This is a genomic window from Nocardioides sp. NPDC058538 (genome assembly GCF_042719275.1).
GTDB lineage: Bacteria > Actinomycetota > Actinomycetes > Propionibacteriales > Nocardioidaceae > Nocardioides.
Genome location: NZ_JBHXNY010000015.1, coordinates 84,983 through 102,154 on the forward strand (window position 1 = coordinate 84,983; position 17,172 = coordinate 102,154).

The window sequence follows — 17,172 nt, forward strand, 5'->3', positions numbered from 1 at the left end:
GCAACCCACACGTAGGCTGTCAACCCGTGACAGACATTTCTGCCAAGAAGGCACCGGACGATCACCTCGACAAGAGCGTGCTCATCGTCGCGGGCGTCGTCGTACTCGGATCGATCATGTCGATCCTCGACATCACCGTTGTCTCCGTCGCGCTGGAGACCTTCCAGCGCGAGTTCGACGCCACCTCTGCCGAGGTCGCCTGGACGATGACCGGCTACACCCTCGCCCTGGCGACGGTGATCCCGCTGACTGGTTGGGCCGCCGACCGGTTCGGCACCAAACGCCTCTACATGACCGCGATCGTGCTCTTCGCGCTCGGCTCGGCGCTGTGCGCGCTGGCCACGACGCTGCCGATGCTGGTCGGCTTCCGCGTACTCCAGGGCCTCGGCGGCGGCATGCTGATGCCGCTCGGCATGACGATCCTGACCCGCGCCGCCGGCCCCGAGCGGGTCGGTCGCGTGATGGCGATCCTGGGCGTACCCATGCTCCTCGGTCCGATCCTCGGCCCCATCATCGGTGGCGCGCTGATCGACTCGGCGTCGTGGCACTGGATCTTCCTGATCAACATCCCGATCGGTGTCGTCGCCCTGGTGTATGCCTGGCGGGCGCTGCCCAAGGACCACGTCGAGCCGTCGCAGTCCTTCGACTTCCTCGGCATGGTGCTGCTGTCCCCGGGTCTGGCGCTGTTCCTCTACGGCGTCTCCTCGATCCCCGAGGCCGGCACGCTGCTGGACACCAAGGTGCTCTCCTTCATGGTCGCGGGTCTGGTGCTGATCGCCGCGTTCATCCCGTGGGCGCTGTCGTCCCGCAACGACCACCCGCTGATCGACATACGTCTCTTCGGCAACAAGGAGCTCACCGTCGCGGTGATCACCCTGTCGATCTTCGCGATGGCGTTCTTCGGCGCCTCGCTGCTCTTCCCGCTCTACTACCAGCAGGTACGCGGCGAGGACGCCCTTCACGCCGGCCTGCTGCTGGCTCCGCAGGGTCTGGGCGCGATGGTCACGATGCCGATCGCCGGCATGCTCGCGGACCGCACCGGTCCGGGCAAGGTCGTCCTCAGCGGTCTCACCACGATCGCGGTGGGCATGTTCATGTTCTCGCGGCTCGACGAGGCCACGCCCTACTGGTACCTCCTCCTGTCGCTGTTCATCATGGGCCTCGGCATGGGCGCGACGATGATGCCGACCTTCGCCGCCGCCCAGGCGACGCTGCGAGAGCACACCATCGCCCGAGGTACGACCCTGGTGAACATCGTCCAGCAGGTCGCTGCGTCCGCCGGCACCGCGCTCTTCTCGGTGCTTCTCACCAACGCGCTGACCAGCAAGGAGTCGATCTCCACGGCGGATGACCTCGCCGACAAGCTCGGGGTCTCGACCGGCGGTCTGGAGTCGTTCATGGCCGACCCGGCCAACCAGCAGAAGGTCGGTGAGGCTGCCGCTTCGCTGGGTCTCGACCCGGCCAAGCTGCCCGAGGTCTTCAAGGCCATCCCGGTCGAGATGGCCGAGGCGTTCTCGACCACCTTCGTGATCGCCGCGATCCTGGTGCTGGTCACGCTCATTCCCGCGTGGTTCCTGCCCAAGAGCAAGGCCGAGCACGGAGCCGCCGCTCCCACGGTCCTCCACTGATCCGCTCACGTACGCAGGGCCGGGCTGCCATCGGCAGCCCGGCCCTCGTTCTGCTCGTCGGCCTGTTCTCCCTGGCAGGCTGCGGCTCCCCTTCTGTCGCACTCCCACCGACCGAAGGTGACTTCGACTACCAGCTCGGCGCCGCTGCCGATCGGCTGACCGACGGCACGCCTCTCGATGTGGTCGTACGCGACGCCACCGCCACCCCGCTCGAGGACGCCTACAACGTCTGCTACGTCAACGGCTTCCAGACCCAGCCCGGCTCCGACTGGTCCGATCGCCCGTCCGCGCTCCTTCGCGACGCCTCCGGCGAGCCCGTACGCGACCCCGACTGGCCCGACGAGATCATCCTCGACCCCTCCACCGCCTCCGTTCGCGCCTCGATCCTCGAGGTGATCGAGCCGGTCATCGAAGGCTGCGCGGACGAGGGCTTCGACGCCGTCGAGATCGACAACCTCGACACCTGGACCCGCTTCGATGCGATCTCGAAGGACGGCGCCCTCGCCCTGGCCTCCGCATATGTCACCGCCGCCCACGACCTCGGCTTGGCGATCGCCCAGAAGAACGCCGCCGAAGCCGCCCGCCCCGCCCACGACGACCTCGGCTTCGACTTCGCCGTGGTCGAGGAGTGCGGCGCCTACTCCGAATGCGGCGCCTACACCGACGCCTACGGCTCGCATGTGCTCCAGATCGAGTACCCCGACTCGCTAGCCGAAGCCGACCTCTCCTTCGCCGACGTCTGCGCCGATCCCGCCCGCGCCCCGCTCACCATCCTCCGCGACCGCGACCTCGTCCGACAGGACAACGCGACGTACGTCTATGAGGCCTGCTGATCAGCATCAATTGAAGTTAAACGGACGCAAAGCGACTCGAACATGGTTACATGACTGCATGACAGTAAGGGGCGCCGTCTCGGGCGCATTCGCGGTCGCGATGCTGCTGGTAGCGACAGCAGCATGCTCTGTCTCCTTTAACGCGGGGTCCTCCTTGGACAGAGCAAAAGTCGAGCAGACGCTCACCAAGGCGCTCGAGGAGGAGACCGGAACGAAGCCGGACAAGGTCGATTGCCCCGGAGACCTCGAAGGCAAGCTGGACACCACCATGGAGTGCACGCTGACCAAAGACAGCGCTGAGTACGCCGTCAAGCTGACCGTGACGAAGGTAGACGGCCTCGACGTCCGATTCGACTACAAGGTCGCCTCGACCGCGAAGAACGGAAGTACCCCGGAGGTGACCTTCGGCGAGACCATGCTCGAGGAGCGGGTCTCCAGCATCTTGGAGGAGGAGGTCGGTCAACGCCCTGACAAGATCGACTGCCCCGGCGACCTGGCCGGCAAAGTGGGCGAGACGATGAGGTGCACGCTCAGCGCTGGAACCGACGAAATCGGTCTCACGGTCACCGTCACCGAAGTCGAAGGAACCTCGATGAACTTCAACGTCGAAGTCGACGAGAGCTGAGCACGTACGTCCACGCCAATCCGGGAACTGCTCCCTCAGATCGTGATGCTGAACGTCTCAGACCAGCCTTTCAGCTTCTTCGCCCAGGGGAACCAGATCATCGGCTGGTGGGATATCGCCAAGGTGACCAGCCTCTATCCGACACAGGCGACCCAAGCTGACGAGTCCTACCGCTTGACCGTCACCATCAACGAGCGGGACGGGACATTCGACTACAACGAGCTCCGCGCGTCGACCGAATGGGAGGTGGGTATCACCGACGACGGCTTCACGCTCGGTGGCGAGATGCAGTGGCACACGGGCAAGCGCGTCGAGAAGTCCTGGAGCTTCCAGTTCGGCGGCCTCAACCGCTCCTCAACCGCCCGCGACGACCCCGAAGTGAGCATCGATCCAGTGATCTACTCCTTCGAGACCAGTCGGATCAAGGACCCGCTCTTCGGCTGGCTCCAGTCTCACGGCTGGAGTCACAAGGGCCTCCTCGGCAAACTCTTCGCTCGCTGAGACGTCAGCGACTCGTGCCAATGAGGTTCACGCAGGCCTCGCACCTGTGCGATCTTTACGTTTAGAAACCCGGTTTGCGGGTATGAGGGTCATAAGCGAAGCGGCCGCCCATCCAATCTCGGGCCGCGACATCTTGGGGGCACACATGAGCAGCGACATCGTCGTCATTCCACGGGACCTGCGTCGTTCGGCGAGCAACATGGAGTCGGCCGCGGACGACGTCACGAAGGCCGATCCGAGCAGCCACATCAAGGCGATCTCGTCCGCGATGCGTGGGAGCGCCAGCGCTGGACAGGTCGGAGAGCTCGAGTACAGGTTGCAGTGGCGCTTCAAGAACTGGCCAGAGAAGGCCCGGAGCTATAGCGAGGCCTTGGCTAATGCCGCCCGCGAGTACAAGGCATCGGACCACGACGCGGAAGCAGCGGGCCGCCAGAGCGCGCAGCAATTCAACTCGGTGGGCTGAGGAGACGTCGCGTGCCTACCATCGCCGAACTGCTCGGCTGGCAACCCGACAGCCTCGCCAAGTTGGCCGACAGCCTCTTCGCATCGCGCCGCAGGCTCAAGGGGCTCCAAGAGGAGATCAACACCGGAAAGCCTCCGGAATCTTGGGACGCTCCGGCCACACCGAGCGCGGTGAGTGACTACGACGACTTACATCAACGCCTCAACGACATTGCCGCACAGGTATCCGACCTTGCCGTCACGGTCGAAGAAACCTCAGCTGAGGTTCGCGCGGCCCGGTCGGACCTCGAGGATGCGTTGACGGAGGCCGACCGCGAGAAATGCTCGGTTAACCGTCAAACGGGTGACATCACTGCACCTCCGCTCCCGGTGACCGATTTTCCTACAGGTGACCCCCGTCAGGTCACTGAGAATGCGCGAGTTCGGCAGCAGACCCGAGAGCGAGACCAGCGAGTCGACCAGATTGCTGCGGACATCGACCGTGCATTGAAGCGTGCCGACGCGGCCGACGTCGGTCTGGCCAAGGCCATGATCTCCAGCATCGAGTACGAAGTGCGCGGGGGCGACGGCACCATCGCAGAAGCCATCGCAGCCCAACTACCACCGTCCCTGGAGGGCCTGACTCCACAAGAGGTCGCCGAGAAACTCGGCGGCGACATCGGCCTCGCCACGATGAAAGCCTATCTTGAAGGCGAAATGCCGCTCCACAGATGGTTCAAGGCTGAGTACGGCGTCGCAGCCGATTACAAGGTGATGATGGACGGCACAGTGAAGATGAGCCTTCAGGTCGAAGGAGGCATCGGAGTCGCACTCGCTGGGTCCGGCGGAGGGGCGAGCCTCATGGCCGGCCGGACCGGCGAGGTCGAACTCAGCTTCAAGAGTGAAGAAGAGGCAGAGCGGTTCTTGAGTGGATTCGAAGATGCTGCCACTGACATCGACCTATCGACGTTCCGAACGGGTGGGGGTCTGGCTGGCAACGTCGCACAGAATATCGCCGAGTACATTCGCGACCAGGAAGTCACTGGTCTAAAAACAGGGATCTATGCCAAGGGTGAGATCGAATTCGATACGAACTTTGTCAAGGGCGATGCCAACGGCCGTATCGATGCCTATCGCGACTTCGATCAGGACGAGTACGGTTTCAAGGTGCACGGCACCTTGAGCGGCGAGCATAAAGCGTCCGGCGTTGGCGGATCCGCAAGTTTCACTGGCGAGCTCAAGACAGACCTGGAAGGCACACCTAAGTCGCTCTCCCTGGCAGGGGAAGTCAGCGGAAAGGTCGCGGCGGAGAAGTTGGGCATAGATATCCCCGGCAGACGTGGCGAGACGGGCGCTGATGTGGAACTGAAGGTGGACCAAGGAAACGTGATGTGGGACGAGATCCACGAAGCCGTCAAGCGCGGCGACATGGATCGCGCCACCGATCTCGCCATGGACCATGGTCAGGTTGTCGTCAAGCAGACCGCGATTGGCGGCTCGGATTTCGACGCCAAACGACCGGAAGGCGGCATCGAATGGGGAACTGAGTCCAAGACTACCCAGAATGTCTGGGTCAGAGACGCAAACTCCAACGAAGTGGTCTCGATCGACCCGAAAACCGGCGCGGCAAAGTCAGTTGCAGGAGGAAACTAATGCCAGCCATGGCGGACCCGCCAATTCTGATGAACGTCCAGGCCGTCGATATTGACGCGGTTCAAACCAGAGCACCCCGAAGTCCGTGCCATCACGTTACGGGATCCCATGGCGAGATGTGGCAATGGTACGGGGATGGCCGCGACCTCATCACGAGAATCGTTGTAGTTCGCCGCCCATGCATGGCATCAGCGACCGCAGTTCGTCACCTGTTGAGCGCAGAGATGCGCCGCATCTCGGACGAGTTTGACGACGACCCCACCGACACGGGAGCGTCCGTCTCGCATGTGCGCGGATCACGGGCCGCCTTCCGCGCCACCTCGTCCGGAATCACCAGCGGGATACGCCTGCACAATGATGTTCTGATGGCGACGGACGAAAGCTCGCTCTACCTGTTTCGAGTCGTCTCACCAGACACCGCCGACGGAAGAGGGCTGGCCGAAGCTATGAACTCACACATTCAATTCTCTCAGAGGGCAGACTGGTGCTGAAAGTCATTGGGTTCTTTGTCGGTTCGATCGTACTGTTGGGGGCGATCTTCTGCGGAGTGGTCTGGTTCCTTTTCAACAACGCCGAAGACCAGAGTTACCTAACCAAGCGCGTCGCTGCCACGGAAGTTCAGTCCAAATGGAATGGCGACCAATACATTGTGGTATATGGTTACGATGTTGACGGGACCACGTACTACGGCGAAGACCGTCTGTACCGCCGGAACTGGCAACCTGGCGATAGCCTTCGAGTTTGCGTCGATCCAAGTGATGTGGCTCAGCACGCCTTGGCGAATCAAGAATGTGGATCGTCCACTCTAGCCACTTCCACCCAAACGGGATCGACGACGAAACCGTCAATCAACTAGTGCCAGCATCCCGTCGAACCACCCGAATCGCACGCTCCACCAACTTGGCGTGGTAATAAGACGATGACTTCGGATGCCACAGCATCACTACTACTGCGATCGCCAGCGCCTCGTTGACGATATTGTAGGCGACAGATGGAAAGATGATCGTTTCAGAGAAGACCGATGAGAAGATGACGAAAATGGCGTAAAGAAGGCCGACCGAGGCCAGCATGGTAGCGACGATGCGCGCCCATCTGAAACCCCGTCGATTAGTCAAAGCCATCGTTACCCAGAGGCCGACTTCAAGCACCGCAAAGCCAATAGCAAACCCCATCGAGATCATCAGTCCCGTCTGAACTAATCCGTCTGTGGTGGCGTAATCGGCTCCGAATGTCTTCCGGTTGGTCGCATCTACCTCCAGATAGAAGACGTAGACGCCGAGTACGGCCATCGCTGCGCCGACCCACATTCCGATGACTGCCCACTTGATAGTCCAAGGCCGCGAATGCTCCGTCGGTGGCCGGATGGCCGCACCGAGTCCAGCGTTGCCTTGCAGATCTGACATGAAATCCCCCGAGTCGGCTTCGAGACCACGGTACTCGATGCTAACGGCCCCGGCACAGCAACGTTCTTCGTGTCAGCACCGCTAGTTGGTGTCACCGGCCTCGGCCCGACTCGCGGGCCGAGGGCGCTCGAGATCCCCGATCTGGGCTCGAGGTGGCCAACCCGGGAATGCCGGATTCGGCCACCCCTTTCGACAGGGACCATCAGGACACGGTGCTTCCGAGGTGCGGACAGTGTTCTGGCCACTGAGCGACGATCACGCCCCGTCGGCGTCAGCGGCGCTTCTTCTCGTCGATGTCGTCGCTCGGCTGTGCGTTGGGGACCCACCCGCGGGACGCGTTGGGATCTAGGACGTCGCTGGCGGTCTCGGTCCAGTCGTCGGTGTAGTCGGCTTCCCATTCTTGGTTCTGGCTGCCGTTCTGGTCCCGCTTCTTGGCACCGCGGCCACCCGCTGGGCCAGCTCCGCCACGGCCACCGGCCCCGGCCCGGCCGGCGCCACGTCCTCCAGCACCGGTGCCGCGCGCGCCGGCTCCCGTGCCACGAGCACCAGCGCCGCGAGCACCTGCACCAGCACCGGCTCCCGCGCGGGCACCGGCGGTGCCGGCCCTGGCAGCTCCGGACCGGGCGGCGGCTGACCTCGACGCGGCGCCGGCGGTTGCTGCCTTCGCAGATGCACCAGCGGAGAGCTTGCTGGCTATCGCCTTGGCCACGCCGGCACCGAGCAGGGCTCCGCCGCCGGCGATCGCGAGTGCAGACATGCCGCCCGTTCCGCCAGCGAGCGGCGCGAGGCCGTCAGCGGTCTCGACCATCGCGTACGACGTCGAGGGGGCGGGGGTGCCATCGGCGTTGATCCACTCGGTGCCGTTCCACTCGGGCTTGTTCTCAGCCTTGTGCGCCTCGATATTGGCTTTCTCCTGAGCGATCAGCTCGTGGCCCCAACCATCGGTGTAGAGGGTGCCGGAGTTGTACTTAGCCATGCGGGCCTGAGCGGCCGCGACCTGACTCGCCGAGCCGGGCGAGCTCGAGCTGCCAGCGGGGACTGGATCAGAACCGCTGCCGTCGTCGTAGAGGGCCCTTACCTTGGGTTCGGCGTCGTCGATCGAGGTGTCTACGTCCTGTACGTGTTGGGCTGCGATCCGCTCGGCCTCGGCGATAGCGGCCTCCCGGGCTGTGTGTGCCGCGCGATCTGCCTGTAGAGCCTTCTGGTTCTGCGTCGCGCGCGCTCCGTCGACACCGGTTCCGGATTGTGCGTACTTCGGGTCGGAGGCGTCTGGCGCAGCACCGTGAGTCTCGGGGAGCGTCGACTCGAGCCTGGCGTGTTCACGCATCGCGGCGGTGATCTTGCCTCGTACGTCCTGTAGCGCTGCGACAGCGACCTTGATCACGTCGCTCTTGTCGCTCGTATCGCCGCCTGACGACTCCATGCTGCGTCGGGCTGCCTGCCCTGACATCGACGCCGCCGAGAACCCATCCTCTGCGGCCTTCCCGCTGTCGACAAGTGTCTTGCCAGCAGCACGAAAACGATTATCAGCTTGATTCCACGCGTCGATCAGCGCATCGATTGTGGACGGGTCTGCGCCGGTGACGTACGTCTTCAAGCGCTCCATCCATGGCCCTCGTACAGTCATGCTTTCCTCCCCGAGCTACGACGATCGGGGTCCGACCGCCCCGCGACCACTATTAGACATGACGGCCGTTACCTCGTCACCTCGTTCGTCGGTTGCTCTAGAGTGCGATCCCATGAGGACGTCTCGGGCGATCACCATCGCCGCCCTGCCCCTGACCATCTCAATGGCAATCTCCGGGTGCGGGTCTGATGACCCTCCGAGCGAAGACCCGAGCAGCGCATCTCCAAGCGCGGGTTCGGGTTCAACGCCCGCCGCACCGAGCGGCCCCGACGTACCAGCGAATTGGCAAGTTGCGTCAGTGAAAGCGGCTCAACTCCAGGTTCCTCCCGACTGGGAACTGAGTTCAAGCGCTGATCTCTCACAGACAATGAGGGCCCCGGAGGATGCCATCGGCATCTCGCCGGGCGCTGGCAACATCCAGGCCAACGTCTACTCCACAGATGTAACCGCAGCCGACCTCGAAGAGCTGGCCAAGCTCCACGAAAAGGACCTCAAGGAAGACTTCGCAAACCTGAAGCGCCTGCCAAACGAGACCATCAACGGCCAGCCCTTCTTTCGTTTCCAGGCCGATGACGGCCAGGTCTGGTACGACGAGTACGTCACCCTGGAACCCGACGGCCAATATCAGATCTCCGTCACCTGGCGCTTCAACAAGACGGACGTCGATCGCAAGGGCGCCGAGGCTCTGATCGATCAGGTCATGCCGACGTACCAGGCCCTCTGAGTCGGTCGGCGACCCGTCAGATCATCGGGATCTTGCCACCGAACTCCTTGCTGAAGATGACAAGCGGGTTGCTCATCACGGCCAGTGCCTCAGCCATCTTCTTCGCGACGATGGCTGCGCCCTCGTCCGTCGCAGCAATGTCGTGGATGGCGTCGTCGACGGCGCTGGCGTACTTCTCCAGCCCCTCGACGGTCTCCTTCTTCGCCTTGCCGATGTTCTCGTGACCCTTGATCACCGCGTTGGCGAGCCACTCGCCCTTGGCTGAACCACCGAACGCGCTCGCTGCCGGGGCGCGCCCGAGGTCGAGGCTCTGAACCAGACCCTTCTGCTCCTCGAGGTCCCGATGGACCTTGTTCAGATTGTCGTAGTCAACGGTGAGCTCGTTGCCGTTACCCATGGTCCGCCCTCCCGAGGCTTCCGTACGCACCCCGGCGGGTGCCTCAGTAGGAGTAGTACACCACGGGTCACAGTGCTACGGGCAGGGATGCGTAGCCGCGGAGGATGCGGGTGGGGCGGCGTACGGCGTCGCCCGAGACCCGGAGAGTCGGGTAGCGCTCGAAGAGCAGGCGGAGACCGACGCGGGCTTCGAGGCGGGCGAGGCTGGCGCCGAGGCAGAAGTGGGCGCCGGCAGAGAAGGAGAGGTGCTGGTCGGCGTTGGCGCGGGTGATGTCGTACGTGTCGGGGTCCTCGAACACCGACGGGTCTCGGTTGGCGCCGCCGAGGACGACGGCGACAGCGGTGCCCTTGGCCACGTCGACGCCCGCCACGCTCGTGGCGGCGTAGGCCTCGCGGACGGTGGCCATGACGGGCGGGTCCCAGCGCAGGGTCTCCTCGATGGCGCCGTCGACCAGCGACGGGTCGCCGACGAAGAGCGCACGCTGGGCGGGATGGGCATCAAGCGCCGCGACTGCGTTGCCGAGCAGGTTGACGGTGGTCTCGAAGCCGGCGGCCAAGAGCAGGAGACCGAGAGCGTGGAGCTCGATGTCGTCGAGATCGCCGGCGATCACCAGGGCGCTGAGGAGGTCGTCGCCGGGATCGGCGCGGAGGCGGCGTACGTGGTCCTCGAACCAGTGGTGGAGGGACCGCATCGCGGCCTCGACCCGGGAGTAGTCCCGCCACGACAGTCCCGGATCGAGGATGGCAGCGGCCTGGTCGCCCCAGCACAGGATGTCGGCCCGGTCCGAGTCCGGCACTCCGAGCAGCTCAGCGATCACGGCGATCGGGAGCTTCGCGGCGTACTCCTCGATGATGTCGACGCGCCCCTTGCGCGGGTCGACCTCGTCGAGCAGGTCGCCGGCGACCGCGGTGACCATCTCGGCCATCGAGCTGATCCGGCGGGCGGTGAACGCCTTCGAGACGTGCTTGCGGTAGCGGGTGTGCAGCGGTGGGTCGACGGCGAGCATCGACGGTGGGTCGACAGGGCCCAGGGCGTCGGGTGCGCTCACCTTGCCGAGCAGCCACCGCAGCGGCACGGGCAGCTCTCCCTGGCCGTCTCCGACGCCGAAGTCGCTGCCGCGCAGGATCTCGTTGGCGGCCGTGTACGACACCATGCCGGCCATGAACGGGTTGATGTGGATCGGGCCGCGCGCTCGCAGACGGCCGTAGTCCGGCACGCCCCGCGACCACATCAGCTCGGCGAGCGGGTCGCCGCGCCTCGACGCGAAGCTCAGCACCGCTCGGTTGATGCCTTGGGAGAGAGCCCAGCGGGCGTACGACCTCGGCCTGTCGAACAGTGACAGCTCAGGCCGAGGCATCGGCCAGCTCCTCGCGGAACTCGTGGGTGCCGATCCGGCCCATCAGCGGCGCCAGATCGGCCAGCAGGTCGGCGAAGGTCGCCTCGTACTCCTCCGGCGACAGGGTCGGGTCGAGCTGCGCCTGGAACCGGATCCGCCACCGATGCCGGAGGGCCTGAGCCAGACGCTCCGGGGTGCCGAAGGCCTCGGCATAGGCCGGTGACCATGGCAGCCGGCGCGCGAAGCCGGATCGCAGCTCCGCCTCGGCCTCGTTCAGCAGCCGGTAGCGCTCATGGGTCTGGTTCCACGTCATCGTCCTCACCGTCTCCGTTGTCGTCGGGATGGTTTCGACGCTACGGAGCGGAGACACCTCGGCACATCGGTCGCTGGCAGGCACCTGCGTTCCTACCGTGGTAGGAGAGCGGGCGCCTGCCGTGGTCGGATGCGACGCGAGTCAAGCGTTTCTAGACTGAGCGGCATGAGTGTCCAGGACTCGGCTCGCGACGTGCGTGACTTCCTGGAACAGCGCTGCCGCAGCAAGAACCTCGACATCCCCTGGTGGGCGCCGCTGCTGTCGGCCTTCGGGCTCGTCGCGATGGTCACCGTGGCGGTGCTTCAGCGCGAGGCCGCCGGCGCAATGGTCGTCGCCGGCCTGGTCATCGTCGTCCCGTCGCTGAGCATCTTCTTCATCCCGAACACCGGTGAGTGGCTCAAGAACCACATGTGGGCGGTCGACCTCGTGCCGACCCTGGCCGGGTCGGCCTGGCTGATGTCGCAGCCCGCCTCCGCGTTCTGGCCACAGCACGACTTCGCGCCGGCGGTGCTGGTCCCGCTGACTCTCGAGATGGTCGTCCGGGAAGGCTTCCGGACCGGCACCCTCTATGCGATCGCCTCGGCCGTGGTGATGGGGGTCTTCGCCTCGGACACACCCAGCGGCATCGGGGTCCACTTCCTGCTGCTCTTCGTCGGCTGGATCCTCGGGCTGCTGATCCTCGCCCAGATGCGGGCGCTGCGAGCCGAACGGCAGGCGCGATCACAGGAGCACGCCCGCGCGACCGAGGCCGAGCGCATCCGGATCGCCCGCGAGATCCACGACCTGGTGGGGCACTCGCTCTCGATCACCCTGTTACACCTGACGGCGGCGCGACGCTCCATCGCCGAGGGCGACGAACCGGACGAGGCGGTGTCCGCGCTCACCGAGGCGGAGGCCGTCGGGCGCCGGGCGATGGCCGAGATCCGCCGTACGATTGGGGGACTGTCGATCGGGGCGCTGTCCACCACCGGTGCCGGCACCGCGCCGCTCCCCGGTGCCGCGGACGTGGTCCGGCTCGTGGAAGAGGGCCGCAGCGCGGGCCAGGCGATCACGTTCTCGTCATCCGGCGACCTCGCCCGCATCGACGCCGGGGTCGGGCTGGGCATCTACCGGATCCTGCAGGAGTCGCTCGCCAACGCCATCCGGCACGCTCCCGGCGCACCGGTCTCGGTCTCGTTGGCGGTCGCCGACGGCGTACGTCTCTCCGTGCAGAACCCGCTCGTCGGCACCCGGCGCGGGGTCGGCGAGGGGTCCGGGCTGGCGGGCATGGCGGCCCGCGCCGAGCAGCTCCGCGGCCGGTTGTCGGCGGGCGCCGAGGAGTCGATGTGGAAGGTTGACCTGGTGATCCCATCGCACTGTCTCGTACGCAAGGCCCTCGCATGACGCCGGTCAACGGCTCGCCGATCCGGGTGGTCGTGGTCGACGACCAAGAGCTCGTACGCAGCGGACTGCGCCGCATCCTGCGACGGCGCGACGGGCTCGAGATCGTCGCCGAGTGCGGCGACGGCTCGGAGGTGGTCGCGGCTCTCGAGGCCAACCCGGCCGACGTAGTCGTCATGGATCTCCGGATGCGGCAGGTCGACGGGATCACCGCCACCGGCCTGGTCCGGGCGCTGCCGTCGGCGCCGCCGGTGCTGGTGCTGACCACGTTCGACGAGGACGAGCTCGTCTCCGGCGCACTCCGTGCCGGCGCCGCCGGCTTCATCCTCAAGGACTCGCCCGCCGAGGAGCTGGTCATGGCCGTACGCTCCGTCGCACTCGGCGACGCCTGGCTCGACCCAGCCATCACCGGCCGCGTCCTGGCCACCTACCGCTCCGCCGTCGCGCCCGCGTCGAGCGCCGTCGAGGTCTCCGAGCTCACCGACCGCGAGCTCGAGGTCCTCCGTGGCCTCGCCTCCGGCTGGACCAACTCCGAGATCGCCGAACGGCTCGTGATCTCCGAGCTCACCGTGAAGTCCCACATCGGCCGCATCTTCGCCAAGCTCGATCTCCGAGACCGCGCCGCCGCCATCGTTTTCGCGTACGACCACGGCATCGTCCGGCCGGCCGTCTGACAAGTCGCGCGATGCCAGGGGCGGCCGAGCCCACCCCTGGCATCACCTGACGGACTTCAGTGGAGCGGGTCCTCGACCAGTACCACGTAGGTAGCGGTGGTGTAGCCCGGTTTGGTGAGCGTCACCGCCAACCGGAGCGAGCTGTTCTTCCAAGCTCCGACCAGCTCGAGCGACTCATCGATGCCGACTTCCTCGTAGACCGGCGTGCTCTGACCGGTCTCCTTCTGGCGAATCTGCCACGAGTACGCGACGTTCGCACCGTCCGGAGCGGTGAACTCGGCGCGGATGGTCTCGGTGATCCACACGTTTCCGTTGATCACAGGGGCGTCGACCGCCTGGAACACACCCTCGACGATCACACCGGACGGCTCCGAGACTGCCTTGCCCTGCTCCCAGGTCGATTTGCTTGCGGTCACCTCCACCGAGATCGCGGCGTTGAGGTCGTCGGCGCCAAGGGCGTAGGTCTCGTCCGTGGCTCCGGCGATGCGGGCCCCGTCGCGCAGCCACTGGTAGGCGAACGTGGCACCGTCGGCGGTCCAAACGCCCGGGTAGGCGGTGAGCGTCTCCCCGACCTGCGGCGTACCGCTCACGATCGGCGCCTGGGCATTCACCAGCAGACCGTGCGAAACCTCGTCTGTCGCTTCAGAGGCCGCCGTCCCGGAGACGTAGCCCGTCTTCTCCGCGGTCACCCGCACGCTGAGAGCGTGCCCTGCGTCCGCTTCACCGATGGCGTACGTCGTCTCGACCGCACCTTCGATCGGATCACCGTCACGCTGCCACTGATAGCTGACCGAGACGCCGTCGACATCCCACTCACCGGCGGTGGCCCTCAGCGTCTCCCCGACGAGGGCCGCACCCGACACCACCGGAGGCGCGAGGGAGGTGATCGCAGGTGGCTGCTTCTCTTCGATGACGAGATTGCGAGTCACCGCTCCGGAGTCGCCCGCCGCGATCGTGAACTCGTCGGAGTGCGCGGGAAGGTGCACGTCGTCCCACAGGTTGATGGCCACCCGGTAGGTCCCCGGCTCCAACGCCGGGCTGCTGTAGTGGCCGTCGCTGTCGGTGAAGGCGTACGTCACCATGCCCCACTCTCCGCCGGAGGCGTCGTCGAGGAACTGCTGGACCTGGACCTCGCCCCACTCGACCGGGCTGCCGTTGGCGAGCGTCACCCGGCCCGCCACCGTGGCGCCCGTGCTCAGCTCTGCGTCGGCCGTGCTGGTCTCACGGACGTTGACCACGACATCATCGGCCTCTTCGAAGGAGGACTTGTCGGAGAACCACTCGCTGCGATGGCCCTCGTTGCTGGCGAAGCGGAGGCTGTAGGTGCCCGCGGGAACGCCGCGGATCTTGTAGCTGCCGTCGGAGTAGTCGGTGTAGCCGCTGCGTACGTAGTCCTCGGTGTCAGCGGTGTAGACCTCGACATATCCGTCGCCGATCGGTTCGCCATCGGCACCGGTCAGGACGCCGCTGATCAGACCTCCTGTCGACACCCGTAGGTCGGCGGTGGCGGGAGCACCGTCCACCACGTCGACGTACTTATAGCGCTCTTCGGCATACAGATAGTCGCCGTTGACGTTGAAGTTGACCTCGTACTGGCCAGCCTTCAGGCCGGGGAAGGAGTAGGTGCCGCCCTCGCCCGAGGTGGCGGAGCCGATCCAGCTCCATTGGTCCACGCGGTAGACGTCGATGGAGACGCCAGCGACGGGTTGCCCCGCGTCGTCGGTCACTGTGCCGGTGATCGATCCGCCGCCCGTGCTCGGTGCCAGAGTTGCGGTGACCGGTCCGGACTCGCCGGCGATCACGTCAGTGGCTTCCCCGATGGAAGCAGCGTCGGAGTAGAACTCCTTGACCCAGCCCGTGCCTGAGAACGCGACGCGGTAGGTTCCGCCGGGCTTCAGGCCACGGAACGCGAAGCGCCCACTGCTGTCGGTGGAGACGTCGGTGACCGCGCTCCAATCGCCTGAGGGCTCGTACAGGATGACGCGGATGTCATCGAGCGGATCGCCAGCCTCATTGGTCACCGTGCCGGAGATGGTCTCGCCCAGGGACAGAGCGGCATCAATGCCGCTCGTCGTCTCGGGGCCGACCACGACGTCGGCCGCTTGCTCGCGGGTGGCGACATCGTCGTAGTACTCACCAAGGAAACCCTGCTCTGCCGCCTCGAACCCGACCTTGTACGTGCCCTCGGCGAGGTTCAGCCGGTAAGTCCCATCGGCGCCCGTGCTGGCGCCTCGGGCCCGCTCCCACTCCTGCGACTCGTCGTTGAAGGACCAGGCGCTGGCGTACGCATTCTCGATCGGGGTTCCATCAGCTGCGGTGACCTGGCCGGTGATCTGACCGTAGGCCGACATCACCGCATTGATGCCGGACGTCTCGCTAAGCCCGACGCTGATCGTCCGGCCGGCGTCGACCGTGGCCGCAGCGTCGTAGTAGACGGGTCTGACTGTGGCAGGTTCGGTGAGGTCGTCGTAGTTGATCTGAGAGAAGCCGAAGCGGTAGTCGCCAGTAGGAACATAGAGAACGTAGTCGCCGCTCTGGTCGGTGACGACTCGGTGGGAGGGGCGATCTTCCCAGTATTCGCCGTCCTGCAGCGTGTAGGCGGTCACGGTGATGCCGTCCAGTGGCTCACCGGAACTGCGCTCAACGTGCCCCGTCACAGTGCCATGCGGCGCCTCGGCCAACTCACGATCGACCCCGGTAACGGTCGTGCCGCGCTCGATGACCTGCTCGGCGTACGTCTCCGTCTCCCACCGAACAGACTCGTTGCGAAGGCCGGGGCTGCCCTCGCCACCGCTACGGTCAGAAGTGTTGAACACGATGCGGTAGGTGTCAGCGGGCACGCGGAGCTCGTAGGTGCCATCGCTCTTCGTCTTGCCGACGCCGATGACGTTGTCCAGCCACCCGCCCTGCTCTGAAAAGGTCCTGGCCTCGAGCCTGATCCCGGCGAGCGGGCCGACGCCAGCACCGGTCACCGTTCCGGTGACGACGCTGTTGGCTACGAGCTCGAAGTCCGCCGTCACGGGCGCGTCGACGACGACGAGGTCGGTGCCGCCGTCGTTCGGCCGCTCAGCGTCGGACCCGAAGACCGCGTCGGGGTAGTCGCTGCTCGCTGGTCGGACCCAGAGGCGATAGGTGCCGGCAGCCAACGGCAGGTCGTACGAGCCGTCCGTTGAAGTCTTGGCGGCGATGTCGTTCCAGCGGTCGTCGTAGCACGGCGCCCAGTAGCCCTCTTCAAGGCAGAAGGCCGTAACGGTCGCATCGGCGATGCCGGCGCCGGTGTCAGCATCCACGACACGGCCAGTGATTCCTGGCCCGTCGAGTGCAGCAGCCGGTGAGGCTTCGCCCATCAGGGCCAGCGCGCCGGCGGCCAGTAGCACGGCCAGCGAACCGGCCAGTGCTCGAAGAATGGTTCTCATCTATGTCTCTCACTACCCACGTCGCGTGCGCGGACAGCAAACCATGCGCCGAGACACTACGGACCTGCCCTCCCGCAGAGGCCGGCCGCGCCGACAGGGCGGGATCAGTGTGGGATAAGTAAAACCACAGCAACGTAAATGCAGCCACTCAACGAAGCAACAGTCCCGCCGAATGGTTGGGCAGCGCCGTGACCTCTCGGCGAGCGCGGGTGACGGCTCGA

At 65.6% G+C, this 17,172-nt stretch carries 15 protein-coding genes; 9 read left to right on the forward strand and 6 right to left on the reverse strand.

Annotated elements, in window-relative coordinates:
- Positions 1-26 precede the first annotated feature (26 nt).
- The 6 genes from ACFWQC_RS15440 to ACFWQC_RS15465 all read left to right on the forward strand — a co-directional run bounded on the left by ACFWQC_RS15440 (position 27) and on the right by ACFWQC_RS15465 (position 5,681).
- Entirely contained in the window at positions 27-1,628 is a 1,602-nt protein-coding gene (locus ACFWQC_RS15440) for a DHA2 family efflux MFS transporter permease subunit (RefSeq protein WP_378679376.1), read from the forward strand.
- Positions 1,568-2,461, forward strand: coding sequence for an endo alpha-1,4 polygalactosaminidase (locus ACFWQC_RS15445; RefSeq protein WP_378679378.1), 894 nt, complete (start codon positions 1,568-1,570; stop codon positions 2,459-2,461). The genes ACFWQC_RS15440 and ACFWQC_RS15445 overlap by 61 nt, the downstream gene beginning before the upstream one ends.
- A gap of 58 nt (positions 2,462-2,519) precedes the next feature.
- Positions 2,520-3,086 carry a DUF4333 domain-containing protein gene (locus ACFWQC_RS15450; RefSeq protein ID WP_378679381.1) on the forward strand — a complete coding sequence of 189 codons (567 nt, stop codon included), beginning with the start codon at positions 2,520-2,522 and terminating at the stop codon, positions 3,084-3,086.
- 45 nt (positions 3,087-3,131) lie between these two features.
- Positions 3,132-3,587: a hypothetical protein gene (locus ACFWQC_RS15455; protein ID WP_378679384.1), complete on the forward strand. Its 456-nt coding sequence runs from the start codon at positions 3,132-3,134 to the stop codon at positions 3,585-3,587.
- 145 nt (positions 3,588-3,732) lie between these two features.
- Positions 3,733-4,050, forward strand: a complete 318-nt coding sequence (locus tag ACFWQC_RS15460; protein WP_378679386.1) for a hypothetical protein — start codon at positions 3,733-3,735, stop codon at positions 4,048-4,050.
- 11 nt (positions 4,051-4,061) lie between these two features.
- Positions 4,062-5,681: a hypothetical protein gene (locus ACFWQC_RS15465; RefSeq protein WP_378679389.1), complete on the forward strand. Its 1,620-nt coding sequence runs from the start codon at positions 4,062-4,064 to the stop codon at positions 5,679-5,681.
- A gap of 848 nt (positions 5,682-6,529) precedes the next feature.
- Here ACFWQC_RS15465 and ACFWQC_RS15470 read toward each other — a convergent pair.
- Positions 6,530-7,084 carry a hypothetical protein gene (locus tag ACFWQC_RS15470; RefSeq protein WP_378679392.1) on the reverse strand — a complete coding sequence of 185 codons (555 nt, stop codon included), beginning with the start codon at positions 7,082-7,084 and terminating at the stop codon, positions 6,530-6,532.
- Between the two features lie 271 nt (positions 7,085-7,355).
- Complete coding sequence (locus ACFWQC_RS15475) at positions 7,356-8,534, reverse strand: hypothetical protein (RefSeq protein WP_378679394.1); 1,179 nt, start codon at positions 8,532-8,534, stop codon at positions 7,356-7,358.
- Positions 8,535-9,078: 544 nt separating this feature from the next.
- On the opposite strand from ACFWQC_RS15475, the gene ACFWQC_RS15480 reads away from it, so the two are divergent.
- Positions 9,079-9,435: a hypothetical protein gene (locus ACFWQC_RS15480; protein WP_378679397.1), complete on the forward strand. Its 357-nt coding sequence runs from the start codon at positions 9,079-9,081 to the stop codon at positions 9,433-9,435.
- 16 nt (positions 9,436-9,451) lie between these two features.
- On the opposite strand, the gene ACFWQC_RS15485 is transcribed toward ACFWQC_RS15480, so the two are convergent.
- The 3 genes from ACFWQC_RS15485 to ACFWQC_RS15495 form a co-directional block, all read right to left on the reverse strand.
- On the reverse strand, positions 9,452-9,832 hold the full coding sequence (locus tag ACFWQC_RS15485; RefSeq protein WP_378679400.1) for a hypothetical protein: 381 nt from the start codon (positions 9,830-9,832) through the stop codon (positions 9,452-9,454).
- Between the two features lie 67 nt (positions 9,833-9,899).
- On the reverse strand, positions 9,900-11,189 hold the full coding sequence (locus ACFWQC_RS15490) for a cytochrome P450 (protein WP_378679403.1): 1,290 nt from the start codon (positions 11,187-11,189) through the stop codon (positions 9,900-9,902).
- Entirely contained in the window at positions 11,176-11,481 is a 306-nt protein-coding gene (locus ACFWQC_RS15495) for a hypothetical protein (RefSeq protein WP_357333922.1), read from the reverse strand. The genes ACFWQC_RS15490 and ACFWQC_RS15495 overlap by 14 nt, the downstream gene beginning before the upstream one ends.
- A gap of 165 nt (positions 11,482-11,646) precedes the next feature.
- Here ACFWQC_RS15495 and ACFWQC_RS15500 point away from each other — a divergent pair, with 165 nt between their 5' ends.
- Together ACFWQC_RS15500 and ACFWQC_RS15505 are read left to right on the forward strand one after the other, a co-directional pair.
- Positions 11,647-12,864 (forward strand): sensor histidine kinase, encoded by a 1,218-nt coding sequence (locus ACFWQC_RS15500; RefSeq protein WP_378679406.1) that lies wholly within the window; start codon positions 11,647-11,649, stop codon positions 12,862-12,864.
- Positions 12,861-13,535: a response regulator gene (locus ACFWQC_RS15505; RefSeq protein ID WP_378679408.1), complete on the forward strand. Its 675-nt coding sequence runs from the start codon at positions 12,861-12,863 to the stop codon at positions 13,533-13,535. Before ACFWQC_RS15500 ends, ACFWQC_RS15505 begins: the two co-directional genes overlap by 4 nt.
- A gap of 56 nt (positions 13,536-13,591) precedes the next feature.
- On the opposite strand, the gene ACFWQC_RS15510 is transcribed toward ACFWQC_RS15505, so the two are convergent.
- Positions 13,592-16,951: a carboxypeptidase regulatory-like domain-containing protein gene (locus ACFWQC_RS15510; protein ID WP_378679411.1), complete on the reverse strand. Its 3,360-nt coding sequence runs from the start codon at positions 16,949-16,951 to the stop codon at positions 13,592-13,594.
- Positions 16,952-17,172: the final 221 nt, after the last annotated feature.